We start from the raw sequence: 22,511 nt of genomic DNA on the forward strand, positions 1-22,511 counted from the left end.
TTGGTCGGGGGAGCCGGGTGCCCGGCTTGATCCTTCCTTCTCTTTGCTTGTACCATCGACAGTCAAGGACGCGAACGCATCGACACGGCCGCAATCATCGGCGCGAACGCAATTCAAGCGAGCCGGCACAAGACCGGCAACCGGAGGACGCCCAGCCATGAAGCCGACCATCCTGGTCGTCGACGACGAACCCAGCATCCTCCTGTCGCTCCAGGTCCTCATGCAGCGCGCCGGCTTCGACGTGCGCATCGCCCATGACGGGGACGAGGCGCTGAGTTCGGTCGCGGCCTTCACCCCCGACCTGATCCTGCTCGACGCCATGATGCCGAAGCGCGACGGCTTCGACGTCTGCCAGACGCTGCGGACCAATCCGGCATGGAAATCGCTGCCGATCATCATGCTGACCGCGCGCAGCCGCGACGTCGAACGGCAGAAGGGGCTGGCGCTGGGCGCGACCGACTACATCACCAAGCCCTTCTCCACCCGCGACCTGCTGGCCACCGTCCGCCGCCATCTGGGCATACCGGCGGCGGCCGGCACCGTGGAGTCCGGCCGATGACCATCCCGGCCCTGGAAAGCGTGCCAGCATCAGACGCCGACGGGAAGCCCGGAACCGCTCCCCGCCCCCGGCGCATGGTGCAGCCCGCCTTCCTCGCCGCCGGCCTCGGGCTGGTGGGGCTGTCGGCCGGGCTGGCGGCGGCAGTCCGCGGATCGGATGCGGCGGACCCGCTGCTGACCTATGCGGTTGTGATGGCGGCGGCCTGCGCCGCCACGGTCTGGGGGCTTTGGCTGACGGTCGACCGCCGCCTGCTGCGCGCCGCGGAGACGCTGAGCCGCGAAGCCGGGCTGATCGCCCATGGCAATGCGGAGGGGGCGGTCGGCGGCCGGGTGCCGCTGGCCCGCTACGGCGACCTCGTGCCGATGGCCAGCGCGGTCAACGACCTGTCGGACAAGCTGGCCCAGGTCCGCCGCGACATCGCCCGCACCGTCGCCGAATCGACCGCCAAGGCGGAAGAACAGAAGACGCGGCTGGCCGCGGTGCTGCGCGACCTGCACGAAGGCGTGCTTGTCTGCAACACCCGCCACCAGATCCTGCTCTACAACCAGACCGCGCTCGACATCCTGCACCTGACCGGGGATCTGGGGCTTGGCCGCTCGCTGCTGCATTTCGTGGTGGCGGAGCCGGTGATCCACACGCTGGAACGGCTGAGCCTGCGGGTGCGCGAGGGGCGGCATCTGTCCCACGAGCATGGCACCACCGCCCAGTTCGTCGGCGCCACCACCGACGGCCGCATCCTGCTCGAAGGCCGCATGAGCGCCATCCTGCAGGAGCCGGAAGCGGGACCGGACGAGCCGCCGGCCATCGCAGGACCGGTCATCACAGGTTATGTCCTGACCCTGTCCGACGCGACCAGCGAACTGGCGGCGCTCGGCCAGCGCGATGCCCTGCTGCGCGAGGCGACGGAAGGATTCCGCGCCCCCATCGCCAACCTACGGGCCGCAGTGGAAACGCTGTACGACACCCCCGACCTCGGCCCCGGCGAGCGCGCCGCCTTCGAAAGCGCCATGCTGGAATCCTGCGACAGCCTGTCCCAGCGGCTGGAACGGGTGACCGCCTCCTACCGCAACGTCGTCACCGGCAGCTGGCCGATGAGCGACATCCACTCCAACAACCTGATCACCCTGGTCGCCCACCGTGCCGGTGCCGACCAGCCGGCCGGACACCCGCTGACGGTGACGCTGACCGGCCTGCCACAATGGGTCCATGGCGACAGCCACAGCCTGGTGCTGCTGTTCGCCCAACTGATCGGGCGGGTGCATGGGCTGACCGGCGCCACCGCCTTCGACCTGGAGGCGGCCGGGCCGCAGGACGGCGACCGCTGGGTCTATCTCGACCTCGTGTGGGAAGGGGCGGCGGTGCCCAGCGCCACGCTGGACGGCTGGCTGGAACAGTCCCTGCCAGGCGGCCTCGGCGGCCTGAGCGCCGGGGACGTGCTGCAGCACCACCGCAGCACCGCCTGGAGCGAGCCACTGCCCATGGTGGACGGGAGGCCCCGCGCCCGGCTGCGGGTGCCGCTGCCGCCGGCGCAATCGCCACGCTCCGCCCATCCGCGCCCGCGTGCCGGCGCGCGCCCGGAATTCTTCGATTTCGGCCTGCTGCACCAGCCGCTGGCGACCAGCGAGCTGGGCCGCACGCCGCTCGACCGGCTGCATTACGTCGTGTTCGACACCGAGACCACCGGGCTCTCGCCGAGCAGCGGCGACGAGATCATCCAGATCGCCGCGGTGCGCGTCGTCGGTGGGCGCATCCTGACCGGCGAGACCTTCAACATGCTGGTCGATCCGAAACGGCCGATCCCGCCCGAATCGATTCCCTTCCACGGCATCGGCGACGCCATGGTGGCGGGAAAGCCGACCATCGACGCCGTGCTGCCGCAGTTCCGCAGCTTCGTCTCGGGTGCGGTGCTGGTGGCGCACAATGCGGCCTTCGACCTCAAATTCCTGAAGATGAAGGAACGGGCGGCCGGCGTTTCCTTCGATTGCCCGGTGCTGGACACCATGCTTCTGTCGCGCATGCTGCTGGGCAACGACGGCGACCACACGCTGGACGGCATCGCCGAACGGCTGGGCATCGCCGTGGTCGACCGCCATACCGCGCTGGGCGACAGCCTGGTCACGGCGGCAATCTTCCTGCGCATGATCGAGATGCTGCGCGAGCGCGACGTGCGGACGCTGGACGATGCCATCCGCGGCGCCAACATCCTGGTCGAGCTTGCCGCACGGGAACGTGCCTTTTGAGCGCGTCGCAACAGGCATCGCGGCCGGAGTCGCGGCCGGGCGCGGAAGCGTCGCCTGACGCCGGCCGGCGCCGCGACCGTCTCGTCGGGCTGTTCCTGCTCGCCGCGGTGCTGTTCAACCCGCCGCTGCTCGGCCTGTTCGGGGTGGAGGGCAGGCTGCTGGGGGTGCCGGCGTTCCATGCCTGGGTGTTCGGCGTCTGGGCGGCGGTGATCGCGCTGGCCGCGCTGGCCGGCCGGACGCGTTAGGAAGAGCGCGGATGGGCGGCGGCCTGGACGTCGGCTTGGGCAGCGGCATGGGCAGCGGCATGGGCTGGGCCACCGTCCTGATCGCCGCCCTGGCCTATCTGTCGGTCCTGTTCGCCATCGCCCATTGGGCCGACCGCCGCGCGGCGGCCGGGCGCAGCGTCATCGCGTCGCCCACCATCTTCGCCCTGTCGCTGGCGGTCTACTGCACCACCTGGACCTTCTACGGCTCGGTCGGGCGGGCGGCGACGCTGGGCATCGGCTTCCTGCCGGTCTATCTCGGCCCCACCCTGCTGATGCTGCTGGCGCCACTGGTGCTGCGCAAGATCCTGCGCATCGCCAAGACGCAGCGCATCACCTCGATCGCCGATTTCCTGGCCAGCCGCTACGGCCACAGCCCGCTGCTCGGCGGGCTGGTGGCGCTGACCGCCACCGTCGGCGTCACCCCCTACATCGCGCTGCAATTGAAGGCGGTCGCCGTCAGCTTCGACGCGCTGACCGGCGGCGGGCTGGGCACCGCCCCGCCCTTCCTCGATTCCGGCTTCCTCATCGCGGCGGCGATGGCCCTGTTCGCCATCGTCTTCGGCGCCCGCCAGATCGACGCGGCGGAGCACCATCCCGGCATGGTGGCGGCCATCGCGCTGGAATCGCTGGTGAAGCTGGTCGCCTTCCTGACGGTCGGGATGTTCGTGGTCTGGGGACTGCACGGCGGATTGGGAACGCTGTTCGACGCCGCTGCATCCCGCCCCGACATCGCCCGCCTGCTGGGCAGCGAGGCCGCGCTGGACGGAGCGGGAGGGGCATGGGTCACCACGACCATCCTGTCGGCGGCGGCGATGCTGTGCCTGCCGCGCCAGTTCCAGGTGATGGTGATCGAATCGGTGGACGAGCGGCATCTGGAGCGTGCCGTCTGGCTGTTCCCGCTCTATCTGCTGCTGATCAACCTGTTCGTGCTGCCGGTCGCCCTGTCGGGGCTGCTCACCTTCGGCGGAGGGGTCGACCCCGACCTGTTCGTCGTCGCCCTTCCCCTGCATGGCGGGGCGCAATGGCTGGCCCTGCTGGCCTTCCTCGGCGGCCTGTCGGCGGCGGCCGGGATGATCGTGGTCGAGTCGGTGGCGCTCTCCACCATGCTGTGCAACGACCTGGTAATGCCGGTGCTGCTGCGCACCCGGCCCAAGGCGCTGGCACGGTCCACCGATCTGGCGCCGCTGCTTCTGGCGGTCCGCCGCGCCGCCATCCTGGCGATCCTGCTGTTCGGCTACGGCTATTTCCGGCTGGCCGGCTCGGCCTATGCGCTGGTGTCGATCGGGCTGATCTCCTTCGCCGCGGTGGCGCAGTTCGCCCCGGCGCTGATCGGCGGGCTCTATTGGCGGGGCGCGACACGGCGCGGCGCCATCGGCGGGGTGTCCGCCGGCACGCTGGTCTGGGCCTATACGCTGCTGCTGCCCAGCTTCGCACGGTCGGGCTGGCTGCCCTCCTCCTTCATCGCCGACGGGCCATGGGGACTCGCGGCGCTGCGCCCCTATGCCCTGCTCGGCCTGGAGGGCTGGGACCCGCTGGCCCACGCCCTGTTCTGGAGCGCACTGGCCAACATCGGCACCTATGTCACCCTGTCGCTGTTCGACCGGCCCGACACGGTGGAGCGGGCACAGGCCGCCGCCTTCGTCGACGTCTTCGAGTCGTCCGGACCCGCCGGCATCCCGACAGCGCCGGACGACTGGCGCAGCGCGGCCAGCGTCGGGGATCTCACCCGCGCGGTCGCCCGTTTCCTCGGTCTTCAGCGCGCCGAACAGGCGTTCGCCGGTGCCGCCCCGGATGAGCCTGCGGGGCCCGAGCGGCTGCGGCTGGCCGAGCGGCTGCTGGCCGGCGCCATCGGCGGGGCGTCGGCGCGGGTGGCGCTCGCCTCCTCCGTCTCCGCCGGGGCGGTGGAGGCGGCGGAGCTGCTGCGCATGCTGGACGAAACCAGCGACGTGATCGCCCACAGCCGCCAGCTGGAACTGAAGACCGCGGAGCTGGAACGCGCCACCGACGCACTGCGCGCCGCCAACGAGCGGCTGACCGAGCTGGACCGGTTGAAGGACGATTTCCTGTCCACCGTGACGCACGAGCTGCGCACCCCGCTGACCTCGATCCGAGCGTTGAGCGAGATCCTGCACGACGATCCCGGTCTCGACTCCGGCCAGAGGCAGGAGTTCCTGGCCGTCATCATCAAGGAGAGCGAGCGGCTGACCCGCCTGATCAACGAGGTGCTGGACATGGCGAAGATCGAGGCCGGGCTGCTCGACTGGCGGATCGGCTCCATCGATCCCGCCCAGACGCTGACCCAGGCCGTCGCCGCGACGGAGGCGCTGTTCCTGGAACGCGGCATCGCCCTGTCGGTCGACATCCCCGGCCGCCTCCCACCGGTGCACGGCGACGAGGACCGGGTGATCCAGGTCGCCGTCAACCTGCTGTCCAACGCCGCCAAATTCACCCCCCCCGGCGGCAGGGTCAGGCTGCAGGCCCGGCCGGAGGACGGCCGGCTGCGGGTGACGGTGACCGACAGCGGCCCCGGCGTGGCGCCGAAGGACCGCAAGCTGGTGTTCGACCGCTTCCGCCAGGCCGGTGACAGGCTGAGCGGAAAGCCGGCCGGCACCGGGCTTGGGCTGGCCATCGCCAAGCGCATCGTCGAGCATCTGGGCGGCGGCATCGGGGTGGATGACGCCCCGTGGGGGCCGGATGCCGGTTCGGGCGGGAGCGGCACGGGCAAAAGCGATTCGAGCGGTGCCGCTTTCTGGTTCACGCTGCCGCTCGCCGGTTTCCCACCGGATGGACAGACTCCACGCGATTCCGCCGAATGATCACATACGGTTTCCGCACAAGCGGCCCATCGCGCTGCAATCCCGTGTTATCCTGCGCGCCGTCCGTGCGTGACATCGAATGGGAGCACCCGTTTTGCGATCCATCCCGACCTTGCTGCCACAGTGCCGCACAACCGATGGGGCGCCCGATGCCACGGTGCTTCCCGTCAGCGCGATCCACGCTTATGGTGGGGCGCCCGGCTCAGGTTGTTGCGGAAAGCCGGCGGGGATACCCGCCGGGCGGGCAGGTTGGCGGTAGGAAGGCGGGATGGGCAAGATACTGGTTGTCGACGACGAGCGGGACGTCGAAACGCTGATCATGCAGCGCTTCCGTCGCGCCGTCCGCGCCGGCGAGCTGGAGTTCCTGTTCGCCCATGACGGGCAGGAGGCGCTGGAGACCCTGCGCACCCAGCCCGACATAGACATGGTGCTGAGCGACATCAACATGCCCGGCATGGACGGTCTGACCCTCCTCGACCACCTGCCGCGGGTGAACGCCGATATCCGCGCGGTCATGGTTTCGGCCTATGGCGACCTGGGCAACGTGCGCGCGGCGATGAACCGCGGCGCCTTCGACTTCATCATCAAGCCCATCGACTTCTCCGACCTGGAAGCCACCATCCACAAGACGCTGGAGGCGAGCCGCGCCGTGCGACGGCTGCGCGACGCGCTGCAGGAAACCCGGACGGCGGAAGCGGCGTCGCGCGCCCAGGCCGCCCGCCTGCGCCGGGTGCTGGACGGCAGCCCGATCGGCGTGTCGATCATCACCGAGACCGGCGAGCTGCTGTATTGCAACCAGCGCTGCATCGAACTGTTCGGCGTGCCTTCGGAGGCGATGCATCAGCACTGCGCACCTGCGTTGTTCCGCCATGTCGGCGAACGGCTGCCGGAAATCGCCCCGTCCTCGGACGAGATCCATTACCTGCGCGAGGACGGGCGCACGGTGTGGATGGCAATGTCCGTCGACCGGACCAGCTACGAGAACCAGCCAGTCTTCATCGTCTGGCTCTACGACATCACCGAACGCAAGGAGCAGGCCGAGGCGCTGCGGACCGCCAAGGATTCGGCCGAACAGGCCCTGGCCGATCTGGAGCGCATGCAGTCCGACCTGATCCGGGCGGAGAAGATGGCGGTCATCGCCCAGCTGATCGCCGCGGTCGCGCATGAGATCAACACACCCGTCGGCATCGCCCTGACCGCCGCCACCCATTTGCAGACGGCGTCGGAGGCGATCATCATGACCTTCAAGGGCGGACAGCTGCGCAAGAGCGACTTCCAGGAGTATGTCGGCACCGCCAGCGAAGTGTCGACCCTGCTGGTCGCCAACATCGAACGCGCCGCCGCGCTGATCCAGAGCCTGAAGCTGGTGACGGAGGGCAAGGCCAGCTCTCCGCGCAGCCGATTCGACCTGCGCGACTACCTGTCCGACATCGTGCTGGCGGTGCAGGTGCAGCCGGCGGCCTCCGGCCATCGGCTGGCGCTGGATTGCCCGGACGGGCTCGCTCTGGACACCTATCCCGGCGCGCTGACCGAAGTGCTTCTCGCCCTGCTGACCAATGCCTTCGCCCACGCCTTCGAGGCGGAGCCGGTCGCAGCCGTCGTCGCCGCCGGCGTGAACGGGGATGAGGGCGAGATGCCGGGCGGTGGACGGGGGCGACCGGCCGGCCGGGTCACCGTGTCGGTCCGTATGCTGGGCGAAGAGCGGGTCGAGCTGCGCATCGCCGACAATGGCCGCGGCATTCCGGCGGACATCCAGCCGCGGCTGTTCCAACCCTTCACCACCACGCGGCGCGGTGCCGGCAGCATGGGGCTGGGCCTGTATGCCGTGTTCAACCTGGTGACCGGCAAGCTGGGTGGCGAGATCGACATCGACAGCTCGGTCGGGCGCGGGACCACGGTGATCCTGCGGCTGCCTCTGGACGCCCCCTGACCGCATCCCTCATCCGCCCGCCTGACCTGACCGACCGCCCACCCGACAGGACGATCCACAGGGACGATCATATGGACGACAAGACCGAGCTGTTCCGCGCCCTGCCGCCGCTGTCATCCTACTCTTCGCCGGGCGAGGCCCTGTCGGCGGCGGCCGACCGGGCGAGGCTCTACCATGACCAGCTGGTCGCCGCGATGCCGGGCCTGATCGTCCACCGCGACGGCATCATCCTCCATTGCAGCAACACACTGGCCCGCCTGCTGGGCTATGAGTCGGTGGAGCAGGTGCTGGCCTTGCCCGACATCATGGAGCTGGTGCCGGAGGACGCCCGGCTGGCGGAACGCAACGCCTATGCCCGCTGCCTGCAGGGGCCGATCCAGTCGCAGGCGCGCCGCATCAAGCGCCACCGCGCCGATACCAGCGTGCAATGGTTCGACCAGTTGCTGGAACCGGCGGATTGGGGCGGCGCACCCGCCGTGATGGAGATGCTGACCCAGATGCGTCCGCAGGCCGCCAACGCCGAGGTGCCGCACCAGGGGCAGTTGCTGCAGGCGGCGATCGACGCCATGCCGAACGGCGTGCTGATGCTGGACCGCGGCCTGCGGCTGGAAGGGGCCAATAGCGAATATTTCCGGCTGTGGGATTATCCACCCGGCATGTTCCCGCCCGGCACGCCGGTCGCCGAAACGCTCTACTACAACCACCAGCGCGGCGATTACGGCAACGTCCCCTGCGAGGAGACGGTAGCGGAACTGTGTACCCGTTTCCTGGTGAAGGGGGTCATCAATTCCGAACGCCAGGTTCCCTCCAACGGCCGCATCCTGGACATCCGCACCGCTCCGCGCGCCGACGGCGGCTATGTCATCACCCACCACGACATCACCGACCGCAAGCGCATCGAGGACGAACTGCGTCAAGCCAAGGAACGTGCCGAGGCGATCCTGAAGGAGCTGCGCGACACCCAGCAACAGCTGATCGTTCAGGAGAAGATGGCGTCGCTCGGCCAGCTGACCGCCGGAATTGCCCATGAGCTGAAGAACCCGCTGAACTTCGTCAACAACTTCGCCGAACTGTCGGGCGAATTGCTGGACGAGCTGTTGGGATTGCTGGGACCGCTCGACGACCATCTGGACGAGGCCACCCGCGCCGACGTCGACGAGCTGGTCGACAGCCTGCAAAGCAACCTGCGCAAGATCGCCGACCATGGCAGGCGCGCCGACAACATCGTCAAGAGCATGCTGGCCCATTCGCGCGGCGGCGGCGGCGAATGGCAGGCGACCGACCTCAATGCGCTGGTCGAAGAGGCGCTGGCCTTGTCCTATCATGCGGTGCGCGCCCAGGACCGCGCCTTCAACGCCACCCTGGAGCACCGATTCGACCCGAAGGTGGGCGAAGTCAAACTGGTTCCTCAGGACATGTCGCGCGTCCTGGTGAACCTGTTCACCAACAGCTTCTACGCCGTGCGCAAACGCCAGCTGGCCTCGGCCGACCTCGGCTATGAGCCGCGGCTTACAATCACAACCGAAGCGGGTTCTTCCGAAGTATCGATCAGAATTCACGACAATGGCGTCGGCATGCCGCCTGCGGTGGTGGAGAAACTATTTACGCCATTCTTCACGACGAAGCCCACCGGCGAGGGAACGGGCTTAGGCCTTTCGCTGAGCTATGACATCGTGGTACATCAACACAGGGGCCGATTCGACGTATCCAGCGTCGAAAACGAGCATGCCGAGTTCACGATTACGCTGCCACGTACGGTGACGGCAATGTCGCTAGGGGAGCGCCGCAAGACATGACCCTGGGAATCCTCGTCGTCGACGACGAACCGGATATCGAGGATCTCTTCCGCCAGCGTTTCCGCGCCGAGTTGCGCCGTGGTGAACTCGTGCTTCATTTCGCCGCGTCGGCGGAGAAAGCCCTTGAAAGCCTGAATACGGGACTGCAACCGGAAGCCGTCCTTGTTCTGAGCGATATCAATATGCCGGGCATGAGCGGCCTTGATCTCCTGCAATGCCTGCGTGCGAAAGTGCCCCATGTTCCGGTCATCATGGTCACCGCCTACGGTGACACCGAAAACCGCAGGCGCGCACTGGACATCGGTGCCGCCGAGTTGGTGACCAAGCCGGTCGATTTCGTCGCCCTGAAGAAACTCGTGCACAGCGTCATCGAGCAGAAAAGCGCCGCCTGACACGCGACGACGCTCTTCCTCCTCCCTCCGTCAGACACCGCAGACCGCAGCGATATCGCTCAGTTCCGGCCGCGCACCATGGGAACAGGACGGACAGTCGGGATCGACCGGCACTGCGATCTCGTTGAACTCGCCGCGCAGTCCGTCATAGAGCAGAAGACGGCCAGCCAGCGGTTCGCCCAGCCCCAACAGCAGCTTGATCGTCTCGGCCGCCATGATCGTACCGATCACGCCGGGCAGAACGCCCAGTACGCCAGCCTCGGCGCAGGATGGAGCATATTCGGCCGGCGGCGGTTCCGGGAACAGGCAGCGGTAGCACGGACGGACGCCCGGGGCGCCGCCGAACACCGACACCTGCCCTTCGAACCGGAAGATGGCGCCGTAGACGTTGGGCACGCCCAGCCGCAGGCAGGCGTCGTTGACCAGATAGCGCGTCGGCAGATTGTCGGACCCGTCGACCACCACGTCGTGACCGGCCAGAAGGTCGAGCACGTTGGCGGCCTCCAGCCGCGTGTCGTGGCTCACCACTTCGATGGTCGGGTTGAGGTCGAGCAGGGCGGCGCGCCCGCTCTCGACCTTGCGCTGCCCCAGCCTGCTTTCGGCATGCAGGATCTGGCGCTGGAGGTTGCTGCGCTCGACCCGGTCGTCGTCGATCAGGGTCAGATGCCCCACCCCGGCGGCGGCCAGATACAGCGCGATGGGCGAGCCGAGCCCGCCCGCGCCGATCAGGGCGACACGGCTGCGCAGCAGCCTGTGCTGACCGGCCTCCCCCACCTCGGGCATGGTCAGGTGGCGGCGGTAGCGCTCGCGCTGGGCGGCATCGAGTTGCGGCGGCACCTCCACCGGCAGGCCCGCGGCCTTCCAGGCGGAGAAGCCGCCGGCCACCGACCGCACGTCGCCATAGCCCAGCCGCAGCAGATCCTCGGCCGCGAACAGCGACCGGGTGCCGCCTGCGCACATCAGCAGCAGGGTGCGTGCCGGATCGGACGCCTTTTCCTCGATCCGCAATTCAAGGAAGCCGCGCGGCAAGCGCAGCGCCCCGGCGGGGATGCCGGTCGCCGTCTCCTCGTCCTCACGGACATCGACCAGCAGAGCACCGCCACGCTGCAGGGCGAGCGCGTCGGCGGCAGTGACTTCCGGAATGCGGGCGCGCAGGTCGGTAAGGCGACGGTCCTTCAGGCTCATCACGCGAACTCCTCAACCGCCCGCCAGGGCGACCATCAGGGTCAGGGTGGCGCCGGCCGGCAGCGCCGCCTCCAGTCCGCCCAGCCGCCGCACGTCGTCGCGGCCGAGATAGACGTTCACGAATCGGCGCAGGTCGCCTTCCGCGGTGAAGAGGCGGTCGCGGAACGCCTCCTGCCCGGCGGTCAGCGCCGACAGCGCCTCGCGCACCGTGGCACCGGGAACCGTCACCTGATCGCTCCCGCCCACGAAGCCGCGCAGCGGGGTCGGCACGCGGATGGTCACTTCTGCGTTGGTCACGTCTGCATCTCCTCTTCCGGCACGGGGTCCGCCGCGGCCGGCTCGGAGGCCAGCGCCGCTTCGGCCTCCGCCGCCAGCTGGCGGAACAGGTCGCGCACCTGCTTGGCCCGCATCAGGTCGATGCGCAGGTCGAGCAGATCCTTGAAGCCATATTCATACGCCCATACGTCGGCTGCCGCATCCATCCGGCAGGCGGTGCTGCCGAGATGGTCGGCGATCAGCTCCTCCACCGAGTTCGTCGGCTGACGGCTGGCATCGCCGAAATGCAGCTCCATCACGCGTTCGATCAGCGCCGCCTCTTCGGCGGTCGACTCGTAGAGGCCGCGCAGCCTCAACTCGTTCAGGACCGGCTTGGTCGTGCGCGCCAGGAAACGGCGGGGGATCAGCCACAGCCGCATCGCCCGTTCGATGGCCAGTTCGGTCATCAACTCGGAAAACTCGGCATCGGTCAGGTCGTTGCGGCGGCACCAGTCTGCCAGTGCCCCGGCCCCGCCGAGCCCGCGCATCGCACAGAAGCGTTGCGTCTCGGTCCGCACCGCCGCCTCGTCCACCGTGACCCCCATCACCTCCGCGAACTGGCGGATCAGCAGCCGGCCGAGCGCGGCGTTGTTGATCTCCGCGAAGTCCGGCCGGTGCAGGGCGGCGTGGGTGGCGATCTCGGACAGCGGCACGGTGTTTCCGCCATGACAGACCCGGCGGTCGCGCTCGTACAGCACATCGAAGTAATGGGACGCATTGAAGTCGAAGGGGGCCAGCCGCGGCGGCGTGATGAGGCTGGCGAGATGGCCCAGCAGAGCCTCCGCATCGAGGCGCTTCTGGTCGACCGAGCCGGATTCCAGGAACCGCTCCAGCCGCTCCGTCTCCTCCGCCGCCAGCCCGGCCTCGGCGAAAACGCGGTCGCGGGTGCGTTCGGTGAAGTAGAGTGCCTTGGCCGCAGCGAGCACGCGGTCGTGCAGCGCCATGTCCACCACCCTGGCGGCCAGCGCGGCAGCCATGCTGGCGCGCAGATTCACCAGTGGCTCGGACAGCGGGAAGTAGCCGTCCTCCGGGCCGGCATGGGCCAGCGCCACCTCGTCGTCGCCGGTCAGCCGACCATCGACATAGCCGCGCGCCACTTCGCCCACCGGCACCATGCCGAAGGGATGGCATTCGGCCGCCCGCAGCGCCCCCATGCTGGAGGCGCCGTAGACCGCCACCCCCTTGTGCAGGGCAAAGAGGATTTCCTTGTGCCACACCGACAGCGACTGGCCGAACACCCCGTCGATAAGGGCGATCACGTCGGGCCGATGGATGGTCATGGCGCTGATGATGTCGGCCTGCGCCGCCGGCGCCAGATAGACCGCGCCGGGCAGGATGGCGCGGGCATCCTCCACCGGCATGGTCGGACCCAGGAACACACAGATCTTCATGCGACCGACCCCATCTGGCCCGGATGCGCCTGCGGCGCGTGAGAGGCATGCGCCTGCAGCGCCTCGGTAAAGGCCAGCGGCCGGGCCCCCGGAGTGTAGAAGTCGAACTGGTACCCTTCCAGCCCCGGCACAAGCAGCCGCACCACCGGAATGCCGATTTCCGGAAGGGTCAGGTCGAAGACCAGCGCCTGCTCGATCCCGGCACGGCGCAGCACGGTCAGCAGGATCGTGATGTCGCCCTCGAAGCTCGGGGTGGCGTGGTTGACGTGGCGGCGGCCATCGACGGTGATCGGCGTCGCTTCCAGCGCCGCGATCTCCGCGTTGCCGTCGGCGTTCTGGTTGCGGATCAGGTCGCGGCGGAAGAAATCGTCGCGCGATCCGGCGATCAGCACCAGACGCGACTGCACCGCTTCGGTCAAGGCGCGGCACATGGCGACGGCCGGTTCCAGATGGCTGCCGTAACCGCGGTTCATGCCGGTCTTGCGTATCTCGCGGTCATAGACGATCGCCATGTAGCTGGGCACGCCCAGGTCGGTGGTCACGTCGAACAGCAGCGGACGGATGCCGGCCAACTCGAACCGGTGCAGCAGGTCGCGCACGGTGGGCGCGTCGACACTGTCCAGGTCGACCCGCGGCGTCGGCCAGCGCAGCTTGTCACCGGCATAGCGCCAGCAGGCGACGGAATCGCGCTCGATCACCTCGTAGAGGCCGGAGGCGACGGCTTCCAGGATGTGGTTGCCGCTGGCCAGCCCGTTGGTGCCCATGGCGTAGAAGCTGCGCGCGCCCGGCTTGGTGCCCGGCGGCATGCTGTGCAGCCCGACCGCGGTCCAGGGGGCGGCGACCGGACGGCCGCCCATCAGATCCCAGCCCCAGGTCCAGATTTCCGGACGATCGGGGCGGAAGGAGCCATGCTTGGTTCCGGCCAGCCGGTCCACCGGGATTCGCCCATCGGCAGGCAGGTCATTCCAGGCCGCCTCGATATGGGGCAGCCGCAGATGCTCGGCGTGATGGAACTCGATCGCCTCCATCGCGGCGGAGACGGTGGCCGCGGCCAGGCTGAAGCCTTTGCCGGCGCTGCCGGACAGGGTAGGGCTGTTGGGGCGGTGCCCAATGACCGTATGGATGCCCAGACGGTCGAGCCCGGTCACGTCGGCCAGCCGCGTGATGCCGCAACTGGCGAAATGGGGCGAGATGCGGGCCAGGGTTTCTTCCGGCGTTGCCGTGCGGTGCGTGCCGATGAAGAAGCGCTTGGCGGCGCGGTGGACGGTGTCGCCCAGGCGGATGCCGGGAAACTCCGGATAGACGGTGTCGGGAGATGCGCTGTCAGCCATGGGATGGGTCAGGACTCGCTGCTCCGGCCGGTTCGGGTGGGGTGGTCGCTATGCCGCAAGGCAGGGGACGGGGCCGGCTCTCTCGCGAAGGAGAAAAGACCGGCCCCTGCCCGATCACGCCTCGGCCGTGGGGTCGTCACTCGGCGCTGCCGGTGCAGGCGATGCGGATGCCGAAGCCGCGGGGGCGGCAGGAGTCGCCGACGCCGACTGGGCAGCGGCGGACGTCGCGGAGGCGGAGGTGGCCGACGCGGACATCCCCGAAGCAGACTGAGCCGCAGCAGAGAAGGCCGAGGCCGGAGCGGCAACCGCCGAGAAGGCGGGCGCCGGGACCGCCGAAGCAGACTGCGCCGCAGCAGAGAAGGCCGAGGCCGGAGCGGCAACTGCCGAGAAGGCCGGCGCCGGGACCGCCGAAGCAGACTGAGCCGCAGCAGAGAAGGCCGAGGCCGGGGCGGCAACTGCCGAGAAGGCCGGCGCCGGGACCGCCGAAGCAGACTGAGCCGCAGCAGAGAAGGCCGAGGCCGGAGCGGCAACCGCCGAGAAAGCCGGCGCAGGGACCGCGGAAGCCGACTGCGCCGCAGCCGAGAAGGCCGAGGCCGGAGCGGCAACCGCCGAGAAGGCCGGCGCCGGGACCGCCGAAGCAGACTGAGCCGCAGCAGAGAAGGCCGAGGCCGGAGCGGCAACCGCCGAGAAGGCCGGCGCCGGGACCGCCGAAGCAGACTGAGCCGCAGCAGAGAAAGCAGAAGCCGGAGCGGCAACCGCCGAGAAGGCGGGCGCCGGGACCGCCGAAGCAGACTGAGCCGCGGCCGAAGTGGCAGAGGCCGAGGTCGCCGAAGCGGATTGCGCCGATGCGGAGAAAGCAGAAGCCGGAGCGGCAACCGCCGAGAAGGCGGGCGCCGGGACCGCCGAAGCAGACTGAGCCGCAGCAGAGAAGGCCGAGGCCGGAGCGGCAACCGCCGAGAAGGCCGGCGCCGGGACCGCCGAAGCAGACTGAGCCGCGGCCGAAGTGGCAGAGGCCGAAGTGGCAGAGGCCGAGGTCGCCGAAGCGGATTGCGCCGATGCGGAGAAAGCAGAAGCCGGAGCGGCAACCGCCGAGAAGGCCGGCGCCGGGACCGCCGAAGCCGACTGCGCCGCGGCCGAAGTGGCAGACGCCGACTGCGCCGCTGCCGACTGGGCGGAAGCCGAGAAGCCCGGTGCCGGGAACGCAGAAGCAGATGCGGACGCCGAGAAGGCCGATGCCGACTGGGCGGAAGCGGAGGTGGCAGACGCAGACGTTGCGGAAGCGGAGGTGGCAGACGCGGACTGTGCCGAAGCGGAGGTCGCAGAGGCCGAGGTCGCGGAGGCCGAAGCGGCGGTGGCGATCGACTCGACAGCGAGGCCGCTGTCGAGCCCGCCTTCCTGACTGGTCAGGTGCTTGAAGGCGTCCGCGGCAGCGGCGCGAACATGCTCGGCGCTGACACCGCCGAACCCACCCTGAGCCAGCAGAGACTGCTTGCCCGGAATATCGAGTGCGTTCAATTGATTACGGAATTCGCCGTCGGTAGCAAGGCGCTTAATGAGGGCGAGTGCCTGTTCGTTGGCCATTTAAGGGCCCCTCCTGCAATCGGTCTGCCATTAGGATTGCTGCGAATGGGATGCAACGGCTAAACCAATAGCATACGCAATCCGTAAAATTTCTAGTGAAAACGCACAAGAAAGTACGATTGCCATCGAAATTTAATACTACGTCACGGCAACAAGATTATGGAAAATCCGGTGCATGGCCCGGTTGCCGTTGCCCGCATGGAGCCATGCACCGCCGTTGACAGGCGAACGTTATCGACTTCAGGCAGGGACTGCGTCAACCGACGCCTTGGCGCCCAAAACGGCACCGAAAGCAGGAGCACTGAAAGCAGGAGCGGCAAAGGCCGGGGCGGCAAAGGCCGGGGCGCTGAAACCAGCCGACGCGACGGCCGGCACGCTGATGGCCGCGGTAGCGGCGGGGCCACTGATCCCTGCGGTGTCGGCGGGGCCGCTGATCCCTGCGGTGTCGGCCGGGCCGCTGATGGCCGCGGTAGCAGCTGGGCCACTGATCCCTGCGGTGTCGGCGGGGCCACTGATCCCTGCGGTGTCGGCCGGGCCGCTGATCCCGGCCACAGTCATGGCCGAAATGCAGGTCGCGCCTTCGTCGACCCGAACCGCGGCAAGCGGGTACTGCATGGCCGGCGGCACGGCCTTACGGACGTCGTCGGCTGCGAGATCCGCAAATCCTTCGGTTGCCAGAAGGGCACGCTTACCTTGGGAACCCTCGCTGTTCAAACGTTTGCGGAATTCGCCGTCGGTGGCGAGACGCTTGATCAAGTCGAATGCAGTCGTCAGTGACATGACCACTCCCGTGTCTGAAGGGCCGAACCGTTCCGGCCGACAGGAGAAGGTTATCCGGCAACACCCACCCAACTCAATCGCAAACGCCCTTTATGAGGGATTTTTCTCATCGAAATACCATTCCCCGTACATAGACTCCCAATCAATGCGGCCGAAAAGGCGTCAGGCCTTGCCGCCAGCCGCTTTGAGACGCCGTGCACGCCACTCATCGCGCGTCTGATGCCAGACATCCGCTTCCGGCGGATTAACCGGTTCCGGCAGCAGAGTGGTGCCACGCATTTCCGCCCCCAGCTTGCGCGCAACAGCCTGCGAGGCGATGTTGCGGGGGTGGATGGTGTGGATGACCTCGGCCCAGCCGAGACGATCGAACACCCAGTCGATGGCGGCTGTCGCGCTTTCCACCGCATAGCCTCGGCCCCAGCAGTCGCGCATGACCGCCCAGCCGACTTCCGGCCCGGGCCAGCCTTCCGGCACCCAGGGACCGACGCGGCCGACCCAGCGTCCGGTTTCCCTCTCGATGACCGAGAACATGGCGAAGCCCTGGATCGACCAGGCGCCGGCCATGGACAGGAACCCACGCCAGGCGATCGGGCGCGATTGCAGGCCTCCGATGAATTCGGTGGCTTCCGGATCTGCCATCATCGCCGCCCAGGCGTCGAAGTCCTCCGCCCGGGTGGGCCGCAGAATTAACCGAGCCGTCTCCAAAACAGGTTCCTCCGTGGAGGCCATCATCGCCCTGCCCCAACCATCGCCAAGAAGCGCAACCATCAGCGCGAACACCCTCCCAACATACGGCCCGAATGACGCGTCCGGACAATCGCTTCACAACCGAAGGAACCAGGCGGAACCATCTTCGTCAACGGTCGCAAGAAATATCATTCACAAGCATCGGACCCGCGTCCAGCGCGAACTGTCGGCACTGCCGTTGCCCCATCCGCAACAACCGATTGCTCCAAATCCGGATTCACGCGTCCGGCCCCCTGGCCCGATCCGGAAAACCTGCCTAGGCATTCTGGGCTAGGGCAACCACGTTCCCGCATCCCCATATGATGGGTGATGCCCTGCCGCAACTTGCGGACGGGCGGGCAGAAAGAACAGAGACAAGAACGGAGCACGACGATGTTGCGGTTTCGGATGGCGATCCTGGCCCTGGCGGCTGTGAGCGGTGCGGCGATGGCGGGTTGGAGCGGCGGGGCCGCGGCCCAGTCCAAGCTGGATTCCTCGGGTCAGCCGGTTTGGGACGAAAGCCATAACCAGCGGCCGACTGCGGCCAGCGACCGCGCCCTGCCTGCCGGCGTGGTGACACTGCGCACGGCGACCTCGGCCCCCGGGATCCTCGGCGTCTATGCCCGCAACGGCCTGCCCTTCGACATCGTGCTGACGCGGGTCGACGCCACCCAATGCATGAACATAGCGCCGGAGGATTGCGGCCTGCTCGGCACCGACGTCCGCGTCGCCACCGGGGCGGAGGTGCTGGTACGCAGCCTGCGCCAGGCCGACATGACCCGGACCTACGGCGTCACCCCGGTCTACAGCTGGCGCCCGGCCGTCGCCGCCAAGTGAGCGATGCCGAATGACGGACGGGGCCGCCGGCCCGACGGCGCGGCGGCCCCGTCCTTCTCTTCCCTATTCCCTTGACTTCCCGTCGGCCGCGGGCTGAATGCCCAAAGACCAGACGGGTTGCCGGCGATGATGTCCTTGTCCAAGATTCTCCTTCTGGCGCTGGTGATCGGCGTCGTGTGGTTCGGTTGGCGCTGGGTCAACCGCATCCAGGCGGTCGGCCGCGCCCGCTCCGCCCCCCGCCGGCAGGATGGGCGCCGCGATGCCGCCGCCGGACCGGCCGCGCGCGACGCAAGGCCCCACCCCGCCGCCATGGAGGCGGAGGACATGGAGAAATGCCCGGAATGCGGCGCCTATGTCGCACCCCGCTCCGCCGTGTCCTGCGGCCGGCCTTCCTGCCCCTACGGCCGCTGACGTCCCGGCCGGCTCCCCTTTTCCCGGCCCGACGGCCCTGACCGCGCCGTTGCCGCGCCGTTGCCGCGCTGCGGCTTGATTTGACGGTTGCGCCCGCCTATCGTGCGGCGCGTTTCAACACTTCTCATTGTGGACCGTCCATGGCCTCCCAGATCGGGACTTCCGACGGCGGAAACTCCGCCGACCGCCGCGGCCTGTCGTTCCAGGCCCTGATCCTCAAGCTCCACCAGTTCTGGTCGGAGCAGGGTTGCGTCATCCTGCAGCCCTACGACATGGAGGTCGGCGCCGGCACCTTCCATCCGGCGACCACGCTGCGCGCGCTCGGTCCCGATCCCTGGAAGGCCGCCTATGTCCAGCCGTCGCGCCGGCCCAAGGACGGCCGTTATGGCGAGAACCCGAACCGGCTTCAGCATTATTACCAATATCAGGTGATCATGAAGCCGTCGCCGGCCAACCCGCAGGAACTGTATCTGGACAGCCTGCGTGCCATCGGCATCGATCCGGCGCTGCACGACATCCGCTTCGTCGAGGACGATTGGGAAAGCCCGACGCTGGGCGCCTGGGGCCTCGGCTGGGAGGTATGGTGCGACGGCATGGAGGTGACGCAATACACCTATTTCCAGCAGGTCGGCGGCATCGAGTGCGATCCGGTCGCGGTCGAGCTGACCTATGGGCTGGAGCGGCTGGCCATGTATGTGCAGGGCGTGGAGAATGTCTACGACCTGGACTTCAACGGCCAGGGCGTGAAGTACGGCGACGTCTTCAAGCGCGCCGAGATCGAATACTCGAAGCACAATTTCGAGTTCGCCAACACCGACATGCTGCTCCAGCATTTCAAGGATGCCGAGGCCGAGTGTCAGGCGCTGGTGGCGCAGAACCTTGCGCTGCCCGCCTATGACCAGTGCATCAAGGCGTCGCATCTGTTCAACCTGCTGGACGCCCGCGGCGTGATCAGCGTCGTCGAGCGCGCCGCCTATATCGGCCGCGTGCGCGCGCTGGCCAAGGCCTGCTGCGAAGCCTGGACGGGGGCGAAGTGAATCCCATGACCGAACTTCTGATCGAATTCTTCTCCGAAGAGATCCCCGCCCGCATGCAGGCGCGGGCTGCCGACGACCTGAAGCGCCTCGTCACCGACAAGCTGGCAGCCAACGGCCTGGCCTTCACCAGGGCCGAAGCGCACTCCACCCCGCGCCGTCTGGCCCTGGTGGTCGACGGGCTGGCCGAACGCACCGCCGACGTGCGCGAGGAGAAGAAGGGGCCGCGCCTCGGCTCGCCGGAGCAGGCGGTCGCCGGCTTCCTGAAGTCGGCCGGTCTCGACAGCCTCGACCAGTGCGAGCAGCGCGACACCGGTAAGGGCGTGTTCTATTTCGCGGTGACCGAGAAGAAGGGCCGCGAGACCGCCGACGTGCTGGTGGAGATCATCCCCGCCGCCATGGCCGAACTGCCCTGGCCGAAATCGATGCGCTGGGGCACCGGCACCGTGCGCTGGGTCCGTCCGCTGCACTCGATCATCGCCCTGTTCGGCGGGCGCGTGCTCGACGGCGGCTATGAGATCGGCGGCACCCATGGCCGCATCGCCTTCGGCAACGTCACCCGCGGCCATCGCTTCCTGGCGCCCGACGCCGTCACGGTGGAGAGCTTCGCCGACTACAAGGAAAAGCTGCGCGCCGCCAAGGTCGTGCTCGACCGCGAGGAGCGCAAGGCCAGGATCAAGACCGACGCCGAGGCGTTGGCCGCCGCGCAGGGCCTGACCCTGTCGCCCGACGACGCGCTGCTGGAGGAGGTCGCCGGCCTCGTCGAATGGCCGGTCGTTCTGATGGGCGGCATCGACGAGAGCTTCATGGACGTGCCGCCGGAGGTGCTCATCACCTCCATGCGCACGCATCAGAAATATTTCGCCGTGCTGGATGCGGCGGGCAGGATGGCTCCGCGCTTCATCGTGGTGGCCAACACCGAGACGGTGGACGGCGGCAAGGCCGTGGTCGCCGGCAACGAGCGCGTGCTGCGCGCCCGCCTGTCCGACGCCAAATTCTTCTGGGACCAGGACCGCAAGACCAAGCTGGAAGCCCGCGTCCCGGCGCTGGAGAAGATCACCTTCCATGCCAAGCTGGGCACGGTGGCCGAGAAGGTCACCCGCGTCCAGCTGCTGGCCGCCGGGATCGCCCGCGCCATCGGCGCCGACAGCGACGCCGCCAGCCGCGCCGCCCTGCTCTGCAAGGCCGATCTGGTGACCGAGGTGGTCGGCGAGTTCCCCGAGGTGCAGGGGATCATGGGTCGCTACTACGCGCTGGGCCAGGGCGAGAGCACCGATGTCGCCAACGCCATCGCCGACCATTACAAGCCGCTGGGACCGTCGGATACCTGCCCGACCGCACCGGTGTCGGTGGCGGTGGCGCTGGCCGACAAGATCGATACGCTGGTCGGCTTCTTCGCCATCGACGAGAAGCCCACGGGATCGAAGGATCCCTACGCGCTCCGCCGTGCCGCGCTGGGCGTGATCCGGCTGGTGCTGGAGAACGGGCTGCGGGTGAAGCTGGCGGAGGTGTTCGCCGCCGCGCACGGCGCCTACAAGGTGAGCGGCTTCGCCCCCGCCGGCAGTGTCGGCGGCGACCTGATGTCCTTCTTCGCCGACCGCCTCAAGGTGGTGCTGCGTGAGCAGGGCGTGCGCCACGATCTGGTGGATGCGGTGTTCGCGCTCGGCGGCGAGGACGATCTGGTGCGGCTGCTGGCGCGGGTGAAGGCGTTGCAGGCGTTCGTCGGCTCCGACGAGGGCGCCAATCTGCTGGCCGCCTACAAGCGCGCCTCCAACATCGTCCGCATCGAGGAGAAGAAGGACGGCGGCGCCTTCGACCAGCCGGTCGATGCCGACCGTCTGGTCCAGGACGAGGAAAAGGCGCTGTTCGCCGCGCTGAACGAGGCGTCCGCCACCGCCGAACCGCTGTTGGCCGCGGAGGATTTCGCGGGCACCATGGCGGCGCTGGCGAAGCTGCGCGGCCCGGTGGACGCCTTCTTCGACAAGGTGACGGTGAACGCCGAGGACAAGGAGCTGCGCGCCAACCGCCTGCGTCTGCTGACGCAGATCCGCAGGACGCTGAACGCGGTCGCCGAGTTCTCGAAGATCGAGGGGTGAGTTTGGGGGGCATCTGCCCCCTCAAGCCGACTGCCCCCTCCCCATCCCTCCCCCGCCTTAGGCGGTGGAGGGGGCGGGACGTTTGTCCGCGTTACTGAAATGCCGAAGCGGCGGCAGTCCCCTCTCCCGCAACGCGGGGGAGGGTTAGGGAGGGGGCACAGCGCAGCCCCCCGATCCCAACCCCCTCACAGCCCCGCCAAGGCCCGCCGGATCGCCATGCGGAAGGCGTCCATCGAGGCGATGTCGAGCAGGAACAGCGTATGTCCGCGGGCGTCGCCGGCGGCCAGCGCCATGTCGATGCGCACGAACAGCACCGGGTCGGTGGCCGAGCCGATGACCGCCTCCGGCGCACCGGAGCCATAGCCGGGAACCGCGCCCGACAACTCGCCACCGATCAGGTTCGATAGGCTGGCGAGGCAGCCGTTCAGGATGATGTTGCCGATCTCGGTCAGCGCATCCTGCTCCATCTCGCCCGGGGCCTCGGCATCGGGATCGACCGGTATCAGCCGGCCGACCAGGGCCAGCGTGCCGCGTTCGGGAAAGATCAGCATCGCTTCGCCGGTGAAGGGGCCGGTGAAGGCGCCACGCACGGCGCAGACGGGCGAACCGTCCTCCAGGTCGCCGCCGACCTCCCGGGTGATGCGGGCGCGGGTCGACACGGCGAAGGACGGCACCGACAGATGCACCTCCTCCCCCAGCATGGAGCTGAGGGCGGCCGCCGGCTCGCCCATGCCGATGTTGAACAGCTCGGCGATGGCATCGGCCTCGTCGGCGTCGAAACGCAGCGGATCCCCGGAAGCCGGAACCGATGGCGACTCGTCCATC

19 protein-coding genes are annotated in these 22,511 nt (G+C 68.6%); 12 read left to right on the top strand and 7 right to left on the bottom strand.

Going from position 1 to position 22,511, the window contains the following annotated elements:
- The first annotated feature begins 157 nt into the window (after positions 1–157).
- From ABMY26_RS25080 to ABMY26_RS25110, 7 genes are all read left to right on the top strand, one after another.
- The gene (locus ABMY26_RS25080) at positions 158–559 is read left to right on the top strand and encodes a response regulator transcription factor (protein ID WP_372397306.1); all 402 of its coding nucleotides are present in this window, start codon (positions 158–160) and stop codon (positions 557–559) included.
- Positions 556–2,799, top strand: coding sequence for an exonuclease domain-containing protein (locus ABMY26_RS25085; RefSeq protein ID WP_372397307.1), 2,244 nt, complete (start codon positions 556–558; stop codon positions 2,797–2,799). The genes ABMY26_RS25080 and ABMY26_RS25085 overlap by 4 nt, the downstream gene beginning before the upstream one ends.
- Complete coding sequence (locus ABMY26_RS25090) at positions 2,796–3,044, top strand: hypothetical protein (protein WP_372397308.1); 249 nt, start codon at positions 2,796–2,798, stop codon at positions 3,042–3,044. Before ABMY26_RS25085 ends, ABMY26_RS25090 begins: the two co-directional genes overlap by 4 nt.
- Positions 3,045–3,055: 11 nt before the next feature.
- Positions 3,056–5,881, top strand: coding sequence for an ATP-binding protein (locus tag ABMY26_RS25095; protein ID WP_372397309.1), 2,826 nt, complete (start codon positions 3,056–3,058; stop codon positions 5,879–5,881).
- 268 nt (positions 5,882–6,149) lie between these two features.
- Positions 6,150–7,811 carry an ATP-binding protein gene (locus ABMY26_RS25100; RefSeq protein WP_372397310.1) on the top strand — a complete coding sequence of 554 codons (1,662 nt, stop codon included), beginning with the start codon at positions 6,150–6,152 and terminating at the stop codon, positions 7,809–7,811.
- Between the two features lie 71 nt (positions 7,812–7,882).
- Positions 7,883–9,607, top strand: a complete 1,725-nt coding sequence (locus tag ABMY26_RS25105) for a PAS-domain containing protein (protein WP_372397311.1) — start codon at positions 7,883–7,885, stop codon at positions 9,605–9,607.
- Positions 9,604–9,999 carry a response regulator gene (locus tag ABMY26_RS25110; RefSeq protein ID WP_045580833.1) on the top strand — a complete coding sequence of 132 codons (396 nt, stop codon included), beginning with the start codon at positions 9,604–9,606 and terminating at the stop codon, positions 9,997–9,999. The genes ABMY26_RS25105 and ABMY26_RS25110 overlap by 4 nt, the downstream gene beginning before the upstream one ends.
- 30 nt (positions 10,000–10,029) lie before the next feature.
- Here the strand turns inward: ABMY26_RS25110 and moeB are convergent, their stop codons facing one another.
- Genes moeB through ABMY26_RS25130 form a run of 4 tightly spaced genes read right to left on the bottom strand, consistent with a single transcriptional unit; the run spans position 10,030 to position 14,221 of the window.
- The gene (gene moeB / locus ABMY26_RS25115; protein WP_372397312.1) at positions 10,030–11,184 is read right to left on the bottom strand and encodes a molybdopterin-synthase adenylyltransferase MoeB; all 1,155 of its coding nucleotides are present in this window, start codon (positions 11,182–11,184) and stop codon (positions 10,030–10,032) included.
- Positions 11,185–11,196: 12 nt separating this feature from the next.
- The gene (locus ABMY26_RS25120; RefSeq protein ID WP_372397313.1) at positions 11,197–11,481 is read right to left on the bottom strand and encodes a MoaD/ThiS family protein; all 285 of its coding nucleotides are present in this window, start codon (positions 11,479–11,481) and stop codon (positions 11,197–11,199) included.
- Positions 11,478–12,890 (bottom strand): TfuA-like protein, encoded by a 1,413-nt coding sequence (locus tag ABMY26_RS25125; protein ID WP_372397314.1) that lies wholly within the window; start codon positions 12,888–12,890, stop codon positions 11,478–11,480. The genes ABMY26_RS25120 and ABMY26_RS25125 overlap by 4 nt, the downstream gene beginning before the upstream one ends.
- On the bottom strand, positions 12,887–14,221 hold the full coding sequence (locus tag ABMY26_RS25130) for a YcaO-like family protein (protein WP_372397315.1): 1,335 nt from the start codon (positions 14,219–14,221) through the stop codon (positions 12,887–12,889). The genes ABMY26_RS25125 and ABMY26_RS25130 overlap by 4 nt, the downstream gene beginning before the upstream one ends.
- 1,003 nt (positions 14,222–15,224) lie before the next feature.
- Between ABMY26_RS25130 and ABMY26_RS25135 the strand changes: the two genes are divergently transcribed.
- The gene (locus tag ABMY26_RS25135; RefSeq protein WP_372397316.1) at positions 15,225–15,620 is read left to right on the top strand and encodes a hypothetical protein; all 396 of its coding nucleotides are present in this window, start codon (positions 15,225–15,227) and stop codon (positions 15,618–15,620) included.
- Between the two features lie 422 nt (positions 15,621–16,042).
- Here the strand turns inward: ABMY26_RS25135 and ABMY26_RS25140 are convergent, their stop codons facing one another.
- Both ABMY26_RS25140 and ABMY26_RS25145 read right to left on the bottom strand, forming a co-directional pair.
- Positions 16,043–16,582 carry a hypothetical protein gene (locus tag ABMY26_RS25140; protein ID WP_372397317.1) on the bottom strand — a complete coding sequence of 180 codons (540 nt, stop codon included), beginning with the start codon at positions 16,580–16,582 and terminating at the stop codon, positions 16,043–16,045.
- A gap of 162 nt (positions 16,583–16,744) precedes the next feature.
- A complete protein-coding gene (locus ABMY26_RS25145; RefSeq protein ID WP_372397318.1) occupies positions 16,745–17,350 on the bottom strand; it encodes a GNAT family N-acetyltransferase in 606 nt (201 codons plus the stop codon).
- A gap of 351 nt (positions 17,351–17,701) precedes the next feature.
- On the opposite strand from ABMY26_RS25145, the gene ABMY26_RS25150 reads away from it, so the two are divergent.
- The 4 genes from ABMY26_RS25150 to glyS all read left to right on the top strand — a co-directional run bounded on the left by ABMY26_RS25150 (position 17,702) and on the right by glyS (position 21,686).
- On the top strand, positions 17,702–18,145 hold the full coding sequence (locus tag ABMY26_RS25150; protein WP_372397319.1) for a hypothetical protein: 444 nt from the start codon (positions 17,702–17,704) through the stop codon (positions 18,143–18,145).
- A 129-nt stretch (positions 18,146–18,274) separates the two neighbouring features.
- Positions 18,275–18,556, top strand: a complete 282-nt coding sequence (locus ABMY26_RS25155) for a hypothetical protein (RefSeq protein ID WP_372399065.1) — start codon at positions 18,275–18,277, stop codon at positions 18,554–18,556.
- 140 nt (positions 18,557–18,696) lie between these two features.
- Positions 18,697–19,593: a glycine--tRNA ligase subunit alpha gene (locus ABMY26_RS25160; RefSeq protein WP_372397320.1), complete on the top strand. Its 897-nt coding sequence runs from the start codon at positions 18,697–18,699 to the stop codon at positions 19,591–19,593.
- Positions 19,594–19,598: 5 nt separating this feature from the next.
- On the top strand, positions 19,599–21,686 hold the full coding sequence (gene glyS, locus ABMY26_RS25165) for a glycine--tRNA ligase subunit beta (protein WP_372397321.1): 2,088 nt from the start codon (positions 19,599–19,601) through the stop codon (positions 21,684–21,686).
- A 185-nt stretch (positions 21,687–21,871) separates the two neighbouring features.
- Here glyS and ABMY26_RS25170 read toward each other — a convergent pair whose 3' ends face one another.
- Positions 21,872–22,510 carry a chemotaxis protein gene (locus tag ABMY26_RS25170; protein WP_372397322.1) on the bottom strand — a complete coding sequence of 213 codons (639 nt, stop codon included), beginning with the start codon at positions 22,508–22,510 and terminating at the stop codon, positions 21,872–21,874.
- Position 22,511 lies beyond the last annotated feature (1 nt).

It is taken from the genome of Azospirillum sp. HJ39, from assembly GCF_041507355.1.
In the GTDB taxonomy this organism is placed as follows: Bacteria; Pseudomonadota; Alphaproteobacteria; order Azospirillales; family Azospirillaceae; genus Azospirillum; species Azospirillum thiophilum.

Coding starts and splice junctions, on each gene's coding strand:
- ABMY26_RS25080 (WP_372397306.1), top strand. CDS start 158: ATGAAGCCGACCATCCTGGTCGTCGACGACGAACCCAGCATCCTCCTG.
- ABMY26_RS25125 (WP_372397314.1), bottom strand. CDS start 12,890: ATGAAGATCTGTGTGTTCCTGGGTCCGACCATGCCGGTGGAGGATGCC.
- ABMY26_RS25100 (WP_372397310.1), top strand. CDS start 6,150: ATGGGCAAGATACTGGTTGTCGACGACGAGCGGGACGTCGAAACGCTG.
- ABMY26_RS25130 (WP_372397315.1), bottom strand. CDS start 14,221: ATGGCTGACAGCGCATCTCCCGACACCGTCTATCCGGAGTTTCCCGGC.
- ABMY26_RS25160 (WP_372397320.1), top strand. CDS start 18,697: ATGGCCTCCCAGATCGGGACTTCCGACGGCGGAAACTCCGCCGACCGC.
- ABMY26_RS25145 (WP_372397318.1), bottom strand. CDS start 17,350: ATGGTTGCGCTTCTTGGCGATGGTTGGGGCAGGGCGATGATGGCCTCC.
- ABMY26_RS25110 (WP_045580833.1), top strand. CDS start 9,604: ATGACCCTGGGAATCCTCGTCGTCGACGACGAACCGGATATCGAGGAT.
- ABMY26_RS25105 (WP_372397311.1), top strand. CDS start 7,883: ATGGACGACAAGACCGAGCTGTTCCGCGCCCTGCCGCCGCTGTCATCC.
- ABMY26_RS25095 (WP_372397309.1), top strand. CDS start 3,056: ATGGGCGGCGGCCTGGACGTCGGCTTGGGCAGCGGCATGGGCAGCGGC.
- ABMY26_RS25085 (WP_372397307.1), top strand. CDS start 556: ATGACCATCCCGGCCCTGGAAAGCGTGCCAGCATCAGACGCCGACGGG.
- moeB (WP_372397312.1), bottom strand. CDS start 11,184: ATGAGCCTGAAGGACCGTCGCCTTACCGACCTGCGCGCCCGCATTCCG.
- ABMY26_RS25155 (WP_372399065.1), top strand. CDS start 18,275: ATGTCCTTGTCCAAGATTCTCCTTCTGGCGCTGGTGATCGGCGTCGTG.
- ABMY26_RS25140 (WP_372397317.1), bottom strand. CDS start 16,582: ATGTCACTGACGACTGCATTCGACTTGATCAAGCGTCTCGCCACCGAC.
- glyS (WP_372397321.1), top strand. CDS start 19,599: ATGACCGAACTTCTGATCGAATTCTTCTCCGAAGAGATCCCCGCCCGC.
- ABMY26_RS25170 (WP_372397322.1), bottom strand. CDS start 22,510: ATGGACGAGTCGCCATCGGTTCCGGCTTCCGGGGATCCGCTGCGTTTC.
- ABMY26_RS25150 (WP_372397319.1), top strand. CDS start 17,702: ATGTTGCGGTTTCGGATGGCGATCCTGGCCCTGGCGGCTGTGAGCGGT.